The organism is Streptomyces sp. NPDC001714, assembly GCF_042892755.1.
Classification (GTDB): Bacteria; Actinomycetota; Actinomycetes; order Streptomycetales; family Streptomycetaceae; genus Streptomyces.
Window position 1 is genome coordinate 518,907 of sequence record NZ_JBIAUL010000004.1, and the last position, 14,660, is coordinate 533,566.

Here is a 14,660-nt window from a genome sequence, read left to right on the forward strand (position 1 = left end):
GCGGTCTCCGCCTCGACGATCAGCCGGTGCGGGTACGGCCGGTGGACGCCCCGCGTGTGCAGCGGCGGTCGGCGACGAGGACCGGCGTGCCGCGGACGTCGGTGGTCGTCAGGTTCACCAGGACGCTCCCACGAGGTCGAGACCGGCGCCGAGCAGGCCCTCGAGGTCGGCGAGGTCGACGGCGGACGGGTCGGTGAGCGGGGCGCGCACGGGACCCACCGGCCGGCCGCGCAGCCGGGCCGCCGCCTTCACCAGCGACACCGCGTATCCGGGCGCCCGGTCGCGCAGTTCGACGAACGGCACGTAGAAGTCGCGCAGCAGCTTGTCGACGGTGCCCTGGTCGCCGCCCTGCAGGGCGGCGAAGAAGGCGTCGGCGATCTCGGGGGCGAAGGCGTGCACGGCGGAGGAGTAGGCGGGGACGCCGACGGTGGCGTAGGCGCGGGCCTGGATCTCGGCGGTCGCGGCGCCGTTGAAGAAGAGGAAGCCGTCCGGGGCGGCGAGGGTGAGCCGCTGGAGCCGGTCGAGGTCGCTGTGCCCGTCCTTGAGCCCGATGACGCCGGGGATGCCGGCGATCCGCGCCAACGACTCGGCGGTGTACGTGACCTGGCCGCGCTGGTAGACGACGAGCGGCAGCCCGGTCCGGCCCGCGATCGCCTCGACCTGCGCGACCAACCCCTCCTGCGGGGCGGCGACGAGGTAATGCGGCAGCACGAGCAGGGCGTCGGCCCCGGCCTCCTCCGCGATGCGCGCGAACCGGACGGCCTGCGCCCAGCCGTACCCCACCCCGGCGACCACGGGCACCCGCCCGCCCGCCTCCTCGACCGCCACGCTCACGACCTGCCGGTACTCCTCCTCGTCCAGCGAGAAGAACTCCCCGGTGCCGCAGGCCGGGAAGAGCGCGCCGGGCCCGGCGGCCAACTGCCCGGCGACGTAGGCCCGGAATCCGTCCACGTCGAGGGATCCGTCGGGGTGGAACGAGGTGAGCGGGAACGACAGCACCCCGCCCGCCATCCCGTCCCGCAGCCTCCGCACCACATGCTCCGGCTGTCCGGTCACCGCATCCATCTCCCCATGTAGACGTCATCCACGTATGAAGACAGACTCTAGATATGCGAACGCACCCCCGTCAACGGCGCCCACCACCACCGCCCCCATACGATCTGCTCATGTCCGAGACAGCAGGGGTCCGCGAGGTGAAGTCCGCGGCGCGCACCGTGGAGCTGCTGGAGCTCCTCGCCGCCCGCGGCGACCGCCCGGCCCGCCTCCAGGAACTGGCGGACGACCTCGGCGTGCCGCGCAGCTCGATGTACGCCCTCCTCCAGACGCTGATCGCCAGGGGCTGGGTGCGCACCGACACGACCGGCTCCCTCTACGGCATCGGCATCCGCACCCTGCTGACCGGCACGAGCTACCTGGACTCCGACCCGCGCGTCCGCCTCGTACGCCCCTACCTCGACGAGGCGTCCGAGGAACTCGGCGAGACGATCCACCTGGCCCGCCTGGACGGCCCGGACGTGGCGTACCTGGCGACCCGGGAGTCCCACGAGTACCTGCGCACGATCAGCAGGGTGGGCCGCCGCCTCCCGGCCCACGCGGGCGCGCTCGGCAAGGCGCTGCTGGCGGAGCGCCCGGCCGGCGACCTCCCCGAGGGCCCGTACCGGCCCCTGACCCCCAACACCCGCACGACCCCGGACGCGCTCTCCGCCGACCTGGCCGGGGTCCGCGCCCGCGGCTACGCGATCGACCGCGAGGAGAGCGTCCTCGGCATCACCGGCTTCGGCTTCGCCCTGCGCTACGACACCCCGGCCCAGGACGCGATCAGCTGCTCGGTACCGCTGGCCCGCCTGACCCCGGAGCACGAGGCAGAGATCGTGACGGTGATGCAGGAAACCCGCACCCGCATCGAGTCAGCGACAACGGGCGGCACGGTCAACTGGCGCTGAGGGGCGGGGAGGACCGGTTCGTTGCCGGGTGCGGGCCGGTCACGACCAACCACATCGCACCTGCACCCGCACCACCACCGAACCCCCCACGGCGCGCGGCGCTCCTACCCCCTTCCCCACCCTCGAAACCCCACCGTGCCCCACATCACACCCCCCACCCTTCTGCTCCCTCTCCCCACTTGATACAAATTCTCCGCGCGTTCCTGTCCCTCGACGGCCTGCGCCCAACCCCCTTCTCGAGCCGCTCCTTTCGCATGCCCTGGGAACGCCCGTGTTCGCCCCCCGCACCACCCCCTGGCCCCTCGTCGCCCTCTTCACGGCCGGGTACCTGGCCCCGTACCTCCTCCCGACCACCGTCGGCAGGCTCGAATCGGGGCTCCCCCTCTCCGCCACCCAGGCAGGCGCCATCGGCAGTGCCCTGCTGCTGAGTTCGGCGACGGCCGGCTTCCTCCTCGCGTCCCGGGTCGACCGCATCGGCCCCCGCACACTCGCCCGCCTCGGCCTCCTGCTCGCGGTCCTCGGTTACGGCGGGGCGGCCCTGACCACCACCGTCCCCGCGGTCATCGCCGGCGCAGTCGTCGGCGGATTCGGCTCCGGCACGGTCACCGCGGTGGCCGCGACCGGCATCGCCGCAACGGGGGTCCCCCCGCGCGAGGGGGTTCGAGCGTGGGGGAGTGATCCCCACCGCACCACCACCCTCGGCCTGCTCGGCGTCTCCGCCCTCGCGGGGGCCGTCTATCTGACGGTCCCACACCTCGGCCCCGGCCACGCGCAGCCCCTCGCCGCGATCGCGCTCACGGCGCTCGCGGTCTGGCCGCTCACCGCCCGCCTGTCCCCCCGCACCGCCCCGCCCCTCCCCCGCACCGCGACCGACTCCCGGCTGCCCCACCTCCGTTCGGGCCTGCTGCTCGCGGCCGCGATGCCGTGCTGGTCGGCCGCGCAGAACTCGCTCTGGGGGGTCAGCGGCCGGATCGGCCTGACGCAGGCGCATCTCGGCGAGGCGACCGTCGGCGCGGTGTTCGCGGTGGCGCTCGGCACCGGCCTGCTCGGCGTGGTCGGCGCGGGCGCCCTCGGCCCGCGACTCGGCCGGGCCCTGCCCATCGGTCTCGGCACCGTGCTGATCGCGGGCTGTATCGCGCTCAGCGCGTCCGCCACCGACCTGACGACCTTCGCGACCGGCGAGATCGCCTGGAACCTGCTCTACCCGGTCGTCCTGTCGTACGTCATCGGGCTGGCCGCCGCCCTCGACCCGCGGGGCCGCTGGGCGGTGCTGGTCGGGTCGGCGTCGTCGCTGGGGACGGCCGTCGGCCCGATGACCGGCAGCCTGCTGGCCGCGCGGGCCGGTTTCCCGGCGATGGGGACGGTCCTCGCGGTGGGCCTGCTGGCGGTCGCGGTACCGCTGACGGCGGTGGCGCTGCGGCGCAGGACCACCACCGTCACGACCGGCCCGGCGCTCACCGACGGGACGGCGGTACGGCTGGACGTCGCCGCCTAGCCGTGGGCCCGGCCGAACTCGTAGGCGTCGACCTCGGCCAGGTAGCGCGCCCTCAGCTCCTCCTCGTCGTCGAGGAAGGACGCGAGGAAGGAGTTGCGGGCCAGTTCCCGCATCTGCTCCCTGGACAGGCCCAGGGCGTCGCGCACGGCGTGGTAGTTGTCGGCGACGTAACCACCGAAGTAGGCCGGGTCGTCGGAGTTGACCGTGCACAGCAGCCCCGCCTCGATCATGGCGGGAAGCGGATGCTCGGTGAGCACGTCGACCGCGCGGAGCCGGACGTTCGACAGCGGGCACAGCGTCAGCGGGATCCGCTCCCGCACCAGACGCTCCACCAGCCGCGGGTCCTCCATGCAGCGCAGCCCGTGGTCGACGCGCTCGACGCCGAGCACGTCCAGCGCCTCGGTGATGTACTCCGGCGGCCCCTCCTCACCCGCGTGGGCCACCCGCCGCAGCCCCAGCTCGGCCGCCGCCTCGTACACCTCGCGGAACTTGGCCGGCGGGTGCCCGACCTCGGCGGAGTCGAGCCCGATGCCGGTGATCCGGTCGAGGTACGGCTTCGCCGCCTCCAGTGCCGCCATCGCCGACTCGGCGGACTCGTCCCGCAGGAAGCACATGATGAGGCGGGTGGAGATCCCGTGGCTGTCGACGCTGCGGCCGAGCGCCCGCCACAGGCCCTCGACGACCGTGCCCATGTCCACGCCCCGCGCGAGGTGCGCCTGCGGGTCGAAGAAGATCTCGGCGTGCCGCACGCCCTGCGCGGCGGCCCGCGAGAGGTACGCGTCGGCGAGGTCGTCGAAGTCCTGCTCGGTGCGCAGGACGGCCATGAGCTCGTAGTACAGGTTCAGGAACGACTGCAGGTCCTCGAACTGGTACGCCTTGCGCAGCGCGTCGGTGTCCGCGTAGGGCAGCTCGACGTCGTTGCGCGCGGCCAGCAGGAACGCCAGCTCGGGCTCCAGGGTGCCTTCGATGTGGAGGTGCAGTTCTGCTTTGGGGAGGGGCATCAAAGCATGGTACGGCCGCTTCACCTGCGCTTCGGGACCGGCACTCGGAGCAGGTCGTGGGCGACGGTCAGCTCGCCCTCGTAGCCGGCGGCCCGCGCCTGCCGTTCGAAGTCGCCGGGGTCCGAGTAGCGCTGGCTGAAGTGGGTCAGCACGAGGTGCCGCACCCCCGCGTCCCGGGCGACGGCCGCCGCCTGACCCGCGGTCAGGTGACCGTGATCCGCGGCGAGTCCGGCGTCCTCGTCGAGGAAGGTCGACTCGATGACGAGCAGGTCGCAGCCCTCGGCGAGCGCGTACACGCCGTCGCAGAGCCGGGTGTCCATCACGAACGCGAACCGCTGTCCGCGCCGCACCTCGCTGACGTCGTCGATCGTGACGTCCCCGAGGGCTCCCTCGCGCTGGAGCCGGCCGACGTCGGGGCCGGTGATGCCGTGCGCGGCGAGCCGTTCGGGCAGCATGCGGCGGCCGTCGGGCTCGGTGAGCCGGTAGCCGTACGACTCGACGGGGTGGGAGAGCTTGCGGGCCTGAAGCGTGTAGGCACGGGTGGCCGCGAGGTCGCCGTCCGCGTCGACCGGGGCCTCGGTGATGCCGACGGTCTCGCGGTAGGCGGTGGCGTACCGGAGCCGGTCGAAGAAGCGCCGGCCCGAGCGCGGGTAGTGCGCGGTGACCGGGTGCGGGACCTGGTCGAGGTTGATGCGCTGGATGACTCCGGCGAGGCCGAGGGAGTGGTCGCCGTGGAAGTGGGTGACGCAGATCCGGTTCAGGTCGTGCGCGGCGACCCCGGCCCGCAGCATCTGCCGCTGGGTGCCCTCGCCGGGGTCGAAGAGGATGCCCTCGCCGTCCCAGCGCAGCAGGTAGCCGTTGTGGTTGCGGTGCCGGGTGGGGACCTGGCTGGCGGTGCCGAGGACCACCAGTTCACGTACGGACACGGCTGGTTATCCGGGCGGCCACTGCAGGCCGCGGCCGCCGATGACGTGGGCGTGCGCGTGCCAGACGGTCTGGCCGGCGCCGCTGCCGGTGTTGAAGACGACGCGGTAGCTCTCCAGCTTGTCCTCGTCGGCCACGGCCTGCGCCTCACGCAGTATGTCGGCGGCGACGGCGGGTTCGCCCGCGGCGAGCTCGGCCGCGTTCCTGTAGTGGACCCTGGGGATCACCAGGACGTGGGTGGGCGCCTGGGGGTTGATGTCCCGGAAGGCGACGGTGGTGTCCGTCTCGCGGACGATCGTCGCGGGGACGTGGCCTGCGACGATCTTGCAGAACAGGCAGTCGTCCTGGGGTTCCCCTGCCACGTTTTCTCCTCGACCGGTGATCAGTTCCGGCAGCATCGTATCGTCGCCGGGTGCGGGTCGGTGGGGGCTGGTCGCGCCCCGCGGCGGAGCCGCATGTCATATGCAGCCCCGCGCCCCTAAGAGGTCGGCAGCGTCGGCGGAGTCTTCGCAGGTGCCGCTTCCAACGCCTCCAGCGCGATCCGCACCGCCTCGTCCAGCTGGGGATCGCGGCCCGCGCCCCAGTCCTGCGGACGCTGGACCACCTCCACGTCCGGGTCGACGCCGTGGTTCTCCACGCCCCAGCCGTAGCCCTCCAGCCAGAACGCGTACTTCGGCTGGGTGACCAGCGTGTCGTCGACCAGGCGGTACCGGCTGTCGATGCCGATCACGCCGCCCCAGGTGCGGGTGCCGACCACCGGGCCGATGCCGAGCGCCTTGATCGCCGCGTTGACGATGTCACCGTCCGAGCCGGAGAACTCGTTGGCGACGACCACGACGGGTCCCCGGGGCGCGTCCCTCGGGTAGCTGAACGGCCGCATGCCGCGCGGCAGGTCCCAGCCGACGATGCGCCGGGCCAGCTTCTCCACGACCAGCTGGGAGGTGTGCCCGCCGCGGTTCTCCCGGACGTCCACGACGATGCCCTCGCGCGCCATCTCCACGCTCAGGTCGCGGTGGATCTGGGCCCAGCCGGGCGCCTGCATGTCGGGGACGTGGAGGTAGCCGAGGCGGCCGCCGGACAGCTCGTGGACGTGGGCCCTGCGGTCGGCCACCCACGCGTGGTAGCGCAGCGGTTCCTCGTCGGCGACCGGGACGACGACCGGGTGCCGCAACTCACCGCCGCCCGCCGGGGACACGGTCAGTTCGACGGCCTTGCCTGCCGTGCCGACGAGCAGCGGGCCGGGGCCGGTCACCGGGTCGACGGGACGGCCGGCGACGGCGACGATGGCGTCGCCGGGGCGTACCGCGGCGCCGGGTGCGGCGAGCGGGGAGCGGGCGCCGGGGTCGGAGGTCTCGGCGGGCAGGATCCGGTCGATGCGCCAGCTGCCGTCCGCGTGCCGGGAGATGTCGGCGCCGAGCAGGCCCTGGCGGGCGCCGCGGCCGTGGCCGCCGTTGGGGGTGACGTAGGCGTGCGAGGTGCCGAGTTCGCCCTGGACCTCCCAGAGCAGGTCGACGAGGTCGTCGTGGGTGGCGACCCGGTCGACGAGCGGGCGGTAGCGGTCGAGGACGCCGTTCCAGTCGACGCCGCCGAGGTCGGGCCGCCAGAACTGGTCGCGCATGATGCGGCCGGTCTCGTCGAACATCTGCCGCCACTCGGCGGCCGGGTCGACGGTCTGCCGGACCCGGGACAGGTCGACGGTGATGTTGGTGTCGCTGTCGTCGTCGTTCGAGGCGCGGCGGTCGCTGGGTACGACCTTGAGCTTGCCGTCGGCCCAGAGCAGGACGCGTTTGCCGTCGCCGCTGACCTCGAAGTGGTCGGCGTCGGAGGCGAGGTACTCGATGCGCTGCTGGGCGAGGTCGTAGCGCTCCAGCTCGGTCTTGGGCGCCGGGTCCTCGGGGTGGGCGCGGGAGGCGCCGAGCACGCCGCGGACCGGGTGGCGCAGCCAGAGTATGCCGTCCTTGGCGGCGCGGAGCGTGGAGTAGCGGCCGGCCTCGACGGGGAAGGGCACGATCCGGTCGGCGAGGCCCTCCAGGTCGACGCGGGTGGCGGGGGTGCCCTCGGCGTCCGGGGTCTCGTCCTTGTCCGGGGTCTCGAAGGGGCGGCCGTGCCGCTGCGGGCCGAACGGGGAGGGCGTGGTGGCCGCCAGGGTGATCAGGTGCGGGCGGTCGCCGACCACGAAGGCCAGGTCGAAGACGTGCTCGTCGTAGACCGGGTCGAAGGAGCGGGTGGAGAGGAACGCGAGGTGTTTGCCGTCGCGGGTGAAGGCGGGGTCGTAGTCCCGGAACCGCAGCGGGGTCGCCTCGGTGACGGTCAGGTCGGTGGTGTGGGCGATGCGGAGCTGGCAGAGGCCGCCGGCGCCGGGGTGGGACCAGGCGAGCCAGCCGGAGTCCGGGGAGAAGGCCAGCCCGGAGACGTCGCCGTCCTCGCTCCGGTCGACCTCGCGGACCTCGCCCGTCTCGCGTTCGACGAGGAGCAGCCGGCCGTCGTGGGCGGCGACGGCGACCCGGCCGCCGTCGGGGGCGACGGCGAGGTCCAGGACCCGGCCGAGCTGTCCGGCGGCGATCCGGCGCGGGGTGGCGCCGGGCACGAGACCGGTGGCGGGAGCGAACTCCAGGGCGTCGTCGCCCTCGGCGTCCGTCACCCACACCACCCATTCCTCGGTGTCCGCGCGGAAGGTGACGGGCAGCCGGGCCCGTACGCCGGGCTGGGCCGCGAGGGCCCGCGCCGGGCCGGACCGGTGGGTCACCCAGTGCACGCCGCCGCGCACCAGGACGGCGCTGCCGCGCGCGGTGTGGTCGGGCGAGGCGGAGCTGAACCAGCGGGCCGCGTTGACCGGGTACGGCTGCCGGTCCACCCGGGACCCGCCGAGCCGGATGTCCAGGCGGCGCGGCTCGGCGCCCTCCAGGTCGTCGAGGAGCCAGAGTTCACCGGCACAGGCGTAGACGACGCGGGTGCCGTCGCCGCACGCGTGCCGGGCGTAGAAGCCTCCCCCGCTCTCGGCTTCGCTCGAGCGGGAGGTGCCCCCGTGCGGGGTGTGCCGGCGCAGGTCCGAGCCGTCGGCGAGGGAGGAGTACAGCGCCCCGGTGCCCTCGTGGTCGGAGAGGAACGCGATCCGGTCGCCGGCCCACACGGGGTACTCCAGGTTCCCGTCCAACTCCGCGTGCAGCCGTACGAACTCGCCGTCCCCCTCCCGGTCGATCCACAGCTTGCCCGCCGTACCGCCCCGGTACCGCTTCCACCAGGCCGCCTCCCGCCCCATCGGCGCGGACAGCAGCACGGTGGCCGGCCCGAACGCGACGTGGCCGACCGGGCCGTACGGCAGGACGGTGGACGGGCCGCCGTCGAGCGGGACGGTGTGGGCCCAGCTGCGCCGGAGGCTGGCCTGGCCGTAGGTGGAGATCGCGAGGACCTGCCCGTCGGCGGTCCAGCCGCGCACCTGGGTACGGGAACTCCCCCAGTGCGTCAGACGGGTGGACGAGCCGCCGTCGACGGGGGCGACGTGGATCTCGGGGGCGCCGTCGCGGGTGGAGGTCCAGGCGACCGTGGTCCCGTCGGGCGAGATGCGCGGCAGCGTCACGGGGACGTTGTCGGCGCTGACCCGCCAGGCCCGGCCGCCGTCCAGGGGCGCGAGCCACACGTCGTCCTCGGCGGTGAAGGCGACCAGATCGCCGTGGACATGCGGAAATCGGAGGTAGGACCGCGGTCCTGTCGCTGCACCCTGAGTCACTCGCTCAGCCTATGCATCGCGGCGTGTTCCCGGTGGCCGATTTGGATCACTTGCCCTGCACCGGCCAGCACTTGGGGTCGCCCTGGCACCAGATGGTCTTCGTGACGGTCACGGTGGGGCCGGGCTGCTGCCCGTACGTGGGCGGCCGGTAGGTGCTGTACGTCGGCCCCGGCGTGGCGTCGCAGTCGCCGAGGCCGTTCACCCGGAACCACTCCTTGCCGCCGACCTTGGCGACGAGGTTCCCGCGCACGCAGGCGCCGCTGACGGCCTTGGTGACGCGGCCGGTGACGGTGATGCTCCGGCCGTCACCGGTCCGGCCCTGGCAGTCGACGGAGACGACGGTGGTCGAGGTGGCCGACGGCGTCCTCGTGCTCTTCGTGGTCCCCGCCGACGACCCGTAGTTGCCGGTGCAGGTGAGCCAGTCGACGTCGACGTGCTGGCGTTTCAGCTCGGCGGTGGCGGTCCGGTCGGTGGTGTAGGCGACCGTCGCGGTGTTCAGGTCGCTCGGCTGACAGGCCACCGCACCACCCACGGCGACCACCGCAAGCCCTGCCACGGCCGCCACCCTGGTCCCGCGCGGTCGGCCCCAAATCCGCCTCAATACCCCCATGGAGGGCAGCCTGCCACCGTCGCGCCGGTGGCGGTAGGGGACATACGGCCACTCACGTGTTCGGAGAGGTCACCCGTGCCGGTGGCCTCTGCCGCGGGCTTCCTCAGGTCTGCAGCAGCAGCCACTCCTGCAGTTCCACCAGGTTGCCCTCGGGGTCCTTGAGGTGGGCGACCCGCATGCGTTCCGTCATCGGCTCGGGTCCGTGCACGAGGACGGCGCCCCGCGCGGTGATCTGCTCGCAGTAGCCGTCCAGGTCGTCGACGCGCAGCACCACCAGCGAACGGTGCCCGGTCGCCGCGTCCCCCAGCTCGCTCAGTATCGCGGCCATCATCGCCCGGTCCTGCAGGGCGATCCCCGCCGACCCGGCGTGCGGGCTGAACTTCTCGTACGGCCCCTCGCTCGCCCCCGACTGCGGCTTCAGCCCGAGCACCTCGGCGTAGAAGCGGTAGCAGGCGGCGAAGTCGGTGACCAGGAGCCGGACTTGGGCGAGTTCCACGGCGCGTCCCCCAGGGTGTGGCGCGGTCGGTTCAGGACCACCGGCCGGTGCGGCCCAGCAGCAGGGCCGTGGCCGCGGTTCCGGCGGTCGAGGTGCGCATCACGGTAGGCCCCAGGGTGTACGCCTTCGCACCCGCCTCCTCGAACAGCGCGATCTCGTCCCGGGCGACGCCCCCTTCGGGCCCGACGACCAGCACGATCTCGCCCGCGGCGGGCAACTCGGCCTCGGCGAGCGGCGCGCTGTCGTGCCCGAAGTCGGAGTGGAGCACGGCGGCGAGGTCGGCCTTGGCCAGAAGCGCCGCAACCTGTCTGGTGCTCACCGCGTCCCCGATCTCCGGGAACCGTACCCGGCGGGACTGCTTGCCGGCCTCGCGGGCGGTGGCCCGCCACTTGCCGAGCGCCTTCAGCCCCCGCTCGCCCCGCCACTGCGTGATGCAGCGGGCGGCCTGCCAGGGCACGATCGCGTCGACGCCGACCTCGGTCATGGTCTCCACGGCGACCTCGCCGCGGTCCCCCTTGGGGAGGGCCTGGACGACGGTGATCCGCGGCTGCGGCAGGGGTTCCTCCCGGACGCTCTCCAGCCCCGTCACCACCAGCCGGTCCTTGCCCTCGGCGGCCCGCACCACGCCCTCGGTCCAGCGCCCGTGCCCGTCGGTGAGGATGACGTCCTCACCGGGCTGCAGCCGCTTCACGGAGACGGCGTGCCGTCCCTCGGGACCGTCCAGGACGACCTCGCCACCCGAGAAACCGGGCACGACCAGCGGATCGAGCACGAACACGGGAGCGGTCATCGCCTCTCCCCCTCCCCCTTGGTCGACAACGCTGTCGACGCGGCGGCCAGTTCCTCCGCGAGGGTCTCCACCAGCTGTCCGGCGGGCAGCTCGCGGGCCATCCGGTGGCCCTGTCCGGCCCACAGGGCCATGCCCTGCGCGTCCCCGGCCCTGGCGGCGGCCTTGCGCAGCGGGGCGGTGAGGTGGTGGACCTCCGGGTAGGCGGCGGGCGCGTACGGGCCGTGCTCGCGCATGAACCGGTTGACCAGGCCGCGGGCGGGCCGTCCGGAGAACGCCCGGGTGAGCGCGGTCCGCGTGAACAGCGGGTCGGTGAGCGCCTGCTTGTGCAGGCCGACGGCGCCGGACTCCGGGGTGGCGAGGAAGGCGGTGCCCAGTTGCGCGGCGCTCGCCCCCGCCGCCAGTACGGCCGCGATCTGGCTGCCGCGCATGATCCCGCCCGCGGCGACGACCGGGATCCGCACGGTCTCGCGTATCTGGGCGACCAGCGACAGCAGCCCGATCCCGGACCCGTCGTTCTCCGGCACGTCCCGGTGGGTGCCCTGGTGTCCCCCGGCCTCCACGCCCTGGGCGATCACCGCGTCCGCCCCGGCCCGCTCGACGGCGAGGGCCTCCTCGGCGGTGGTGGCGGTGACCAGCGTGAACGTCCCGGCGCGCCGCAGCGACTCCAGCGCCTCCCGCGTCGGCACACCGAAGTGGAAGGAGACGGCGGCCACGGGGTTGTCGAGCAGCACGGCCAGCTTCGCCTCGTACCCGTCGTCCCGGCCGCTGTCCGGGTCGCCGAGCTCGGTCTCGTACCAGGCGGCCTCACCGGCCAGCTGATGCGCGTAGACCTCCACGGTGCCGGACTCCGCGTACTCCGGCTGCGGCATGAAGAGATTCACGCCGAAGGGACGGCCGGTCAGCCCCCGCAGTTGCTTGATCTCCTGGTACATCCCGTCGGCGGTCTTGTACCCGGCGGCGAGGAACCCCAGCCCGCCCGCCCCGGACACGGCGGCAGCGAGCTGCGGGACGGAGACCCCGCCCGCCATGGGGGCCTGCACGATCGGAAGAGGGAAGAGATCGGTCAGTGCGGAGGACATGACGGCATGTTGTCACGTCCTTTGAACAAGACCGAATCGGGCCGCCCCTTTGGCACATGCCAGAAATCTCCCCACCCACCGCCCCCGACCTCGCTTCTCGACCGCCGGAGCCACGGGACGACCTCGCCTGTCGACCGACCGACTCGAGGGGCGACAGGCGCCCCCCCCCGGCCTCTCGACCGACCCGGGCCGAGGGGCGGCCGCACCTTCCCATGTCCCGAGTCGAACAGTCGCTCCCCCGCCTCTCGACCGACCCCGGCTGAGGGGCGGCCGCACCTTCTCACGGACCGAGTCGGTGGTGGGTGGGCACAGGTCCCCGGGGTCCAGGGGGCGGAGCCCCCTGGCGGGGTCGAAGGGGCGGAGCCCCTTCACGGCACGCCCCGCCGGGGGCACCGGCTCAACGCCCGTTGAACGCGTCCTTCAGCCGGCTGAACAGCCCTTGCTGACCGGGCTGGAACTGCCCCTGCGGCCGCTCCTCCCCCCGCAGCTTCGCCAGCTCCCTCAGCAGTCGCTCCTGCTCGGGGTCCAACTTCGTAGGCGTCGTCACCTCGACGTGCACGATCAGGTCACCCCGTCCGCCGCCCCGCAGATGCGTGACCCCACGCCCGTGCAGCGGAATCGACTGCCCGGACTGCGTGCCCGGCCGGATGTCGACCTCCTCAAGACCGTCCAGCGTCTCCAACGGCACCTTCGTACCGAGCGACGCCGCCGTCATCGGAATCGTCACCGTGCAGTGCAGGTCGTCCCCGCGCCGCTGGAACGTCGAGTGCGGCAGCTCGTGGATCTCGACGTACAGGTCACCGGCGGGACCGCCACCGGGCCCGACCTCACCCTCACCGGCGAGCTGGATCCGCGTGCCGTTGTCGACACCGGCCGGGATCTTCACGGTCAGCGTCCGCCGCGACCGCACCCGCCCGTCACCCGCGCACTCGGGGCACGGCGTCGGCACCACGGTCCCGAATCCCTGGCACTGCGGGCAGGGCCGCGAGGTCATGACCTGGCCGAGGAAGGACCGCGTCACCTGCGAGACCTCACCACGGCCCCGGCACATGTCACACGTCTGGGCGGAGGTGCCCGGCGCCGCGCCCTCACCGTTGCAGGTGTTGCAGACGATCGCCGTGTCGACCTGGATGTCCTTGGTCGTACCGAAGGCCGCCTCGTCGAGCTCGACCTCGATCCGGATCATCGCGTCCTGGCCGCGCCGCGTACGCGACCGCGGCCCGCGCTGCGACGCCGTACCGAAGAACGCGTCCATGATGTCCGAGAAGTTCCCGAACCCACCGGCCCCGAAGCCGCCCGCGCCCGCGCCGCCGCTCTGCGAGAGCGGATCGCCGCCGAGGTCGTAGACCTGCTTCTTCTGCGGGTCGGAGAGCACCTCGTAGGCGGCGTTGATCTCCTTGAACCGCTCCTGGGTCTTCGGGTCCGGGTTGACGTCCGGGTGCAGCTCGCGCGCGAGCCGACGGAAGGCCTTCTTGATCTCTTCCTGCGACGCGTCGCGGCGCACGCCGAGAACGGCGTAGTAGTCCGTGGCCACTTACGACTCCGCCAGGATCTGTCCGACGTACCGTGCCACCGCTCGTACCGCTCCCATCGTTCCCGGGTAATCCATGCGGGTCGGTCCGACCACGCCGAGTTTGGCGACTGCCTCGCCGCCCGAACCGTAGCCGACCGACACCACAGACGTGGAGTTGAGTCCCTCGTAGGCGTTCTCGTGACCGATGCGTACGGTCATGCCCGAATCCCCGGCCTCGCCAAGGAGCTTGAGCAGCACGACGTGCTCCTCCAGAGCCTCCAGGACGGGCCGGATCATGAGGGGAAAGTCATGTCCGAAGCGGGTGAGATTGGCGGTGCCGCCGATCATCAGCCGCTCCTCGTTCTCCTCGACGAGCGTCTCCAGCAGCGTGGAGAGCACCGCCGAGACCGCGCCGCGGTCCTCGACCTCGAAGGCTTCCGGCAGATCCTCCACCAGCCGGGGCACGTCCGAGAACCGGCGCCCCGCGACCCGGCTGTTCAGCCGCGCCCGCAGGTCCGCCAGAGACGTCTCCCCGAAGGGCGCCGGGCAGTCGACCATCCGCTGCTCGACCCGCCCGGTGTCGGTGATCAGCACCAGCATCAGCCGGGCCGGAGCCATCGACAGCAGTTCCACGTGCCGCACGGTCGACCGCGTCAGCGACGGGTACTGCACGACCGCCACCTGCCGGGTCAGCTGGGCCAGCAGCCGAACGGTCCGCGCCACGACGTCGTCGAGATCGACGGCGCCGTCGAGGAAGTTCTGGATGGCCCGCCGCTCGGGCGCGCTCATCGGTTTGACGCCGGCCAGCTTGTCGACGAACAGCCGGTAGCCCTTGTCGGTGGGGATCCGCCCGGCGCTGGTGTGCGGCTGGGCGATGAACCCCTCGTCCTCCAGGGCGGCCATGTCGTTGCGCACGGTCGCCGGGGAGACCCCGAGGTTGTGCCGTTCGGTCAGCGCCTTCGACCCGACCGGTTCCTCGGTGCCGACGTAGTCCTGGACGATGGCGCGCAATACCTGAAGCCTGCGTTCACTCAGCATCCAGCGCCACACCTCCAGAAACTCGTCCCGCGGCCTTTCGGTCA

General features: G+C 73.0%; 13 protein-coding genes. 2 read left to right on the plus strand and 11 right to left on the minus strand.

Annotated elements, in window-relative coordinates; all coding sequences use genetic code 11:
- Positions 1–114: 114 nt before the first annotated feature.
- Complete coding sequence (locus tag ACFY0P_RS13980) at positions 115–1,056, minus strand: 5-dehydro-4-deoxyglucarate dehydratase (RefSeq protein ID WP_388911305.1); 942 nt, start codon at positions 1,054–1,056, stop codon at positions 115–117.
- A 110-nt stretch (positions 1,057–1,166) separates the two neighbouring features.
- Between ACFY0P_RS13980 and ACFY0P_RS13985 the strand changes: the two genes are divergently transcribed.
- Both ACFY0P_RS13985 and ACFY0P_RS13990 read left to right on the plus strand, forming a co-directional pair.
- Positions 1,167–1,943 (plus strand): IclR family transcriptional regulator, encoded by a 777-nt coding sequence (locus ACFY0P_RS13985; protein ID WP_388911308.1) that lies wholly within the window; start codon positions 1,167–1,169, stop codon positions 1,941–1,943.
- Between the two features lie 271 nt (positions 1,944–2,214).
- Positions 2,215–3,438: an MFS transporter gene (locus tag ACFY0P_RS13990; protein WP_388911311.1), complete on the plus strand. Its 1,224-nt coding sequence runs from the start codon at positions 2,215–2,217 to the stop codon at positions 3,436–3,438.
- Here the strand turns inward: ACFY0P_RS13990 and ACFY0P_RS13995 are convergent.
- The 10 genes from ACFY0P_RS13995 to hrcA form a co-directional block, all read right to left on the minus strand.
- Positions 3,435–4,439, minus strand: a complete 1,005-nt coding sequence (locus ACFY0P_RS13995; protein WP_388911314.1) for an adenosine deaminase — start codon at positions 4,437–4,439, stop codon at positions 3,435–3,437. The genes ACFY0P_RS13990 and ACFY0P_RS13995 overlap by 4 nt on opposite strands.
- Positions 4,440–4,459: 20 nt before the next feature.
- A complete protein-coding gene (locus tag ACFY0P_RS14000; protein WP_388911316.1) occupies positions 4,460–5,365 on the minus strand; it encodes a ribonuclease Z in 906 nt (301 codons plus the stop codon).
- 6 nt (positions 5,366–5,371) lie between these two features.
- On the minus strand, positions 5,372–5,725 hold the full coding sequence (locus ACFY0P_RS14005) for a histidine triad nucleotide-binding protein (protein WP_388911318.1): 354 nt from the start codon (positions 5,723–5,725) through the stop codon (positions 5,372–5,374).
- Between the two features lie 116 nt (positions 5,726–5,841).
- Positions 5,842–9,090 carry a S41 family peptidase gene (locus tag ACFY0P_RS14010; RefSeq protein WP_388911320.1) on the minus strand — a complete coding sequence of 1,083 codons (3,249 nt, stop codon included), beginning with the start codon at positions 9,088–9,090 and terminating at the stop codon, positions 5,842–5,844.
- Positions 9,091–9,136: 46 nt separating this feature from the next.
- Positions 9,137–9,700, minus strand: coding sequence for a hypothetical protein (locus tag ACFY0P_RS14015; RefSeq protein ID WP_388911323.1), 564 nt, complete (start codon positions 9,698–9,700; stop codon positions 9,137–9,139).
- A gap of 103 nt (positions 9,701–9,803) precedes the next feature.
- On the minus strand, positions 9,804–10,196 hold the full coding sequence (locus ACFY0P_RS14020; RefSeq protein ID WP_388911326.1) for a VOC family protein: 393 nt from the start codon (positions 10,194–10,196) through the stop codon (positions 9,804–9,806).
- Between the two features lie 31 nt (positions 10,197–10,227).
- Positions 10,228–10,986, minus strand: coding sequence for a 16S rRNA (uracil(1498)-N(3))-methyltransferase (locus ACFY0P_RS14025; protein WP_388911327.1), 759 nt, complete (start codon positions 10,984–10,986; stop codon positions 10,228–10,230).
- Positions 10,983–12,065 carry a nitronate monooxygenase gene (locus ACFY0P_RS14030; protein ID WP_388911330.1) on the minus strand — a complete coding sequence of 361 codons (1,083 nt, stop codon included), beginning with the start codon at positions 12,063–12,065 and terminating at the stop codon, positions 10,983–10,985. The genes ACFY0P_RS14025 and ACFY0P_RS14030 overlap by 4 nt, the downstream gene beginning before the upstream one ends.
- Before the next feature lie 397 nt (positions 12,066–12,462).
- Positions 12,463–13,599: a molecular chaperone DnaJ gene (dnaJ, locus tag ACFY0P_RS14035; RefSeq protein WP_093503154.1), complete on the minus strand. Its 1,137-nt coding sequence runs from the start codon at positions 13,597–13,599 to the stop codon at positions 12,463–12,465.
- On the minus strand, positions 13,600–14,616 hold the full coding sequence (gene hrcA, locus ACFY0P_RS14040) for a heat-inducible transcriptional repressor HrcA (RefSeq protein ID WP_388911333.1): 1,017 nt from the start codon (positions 14,614–14,616) through the stop codon (positions 13,600–13,602). It lies immediately after the preceding gene.
- Positions 14,617–14,660: the final 44 nt, after the last annotated feature.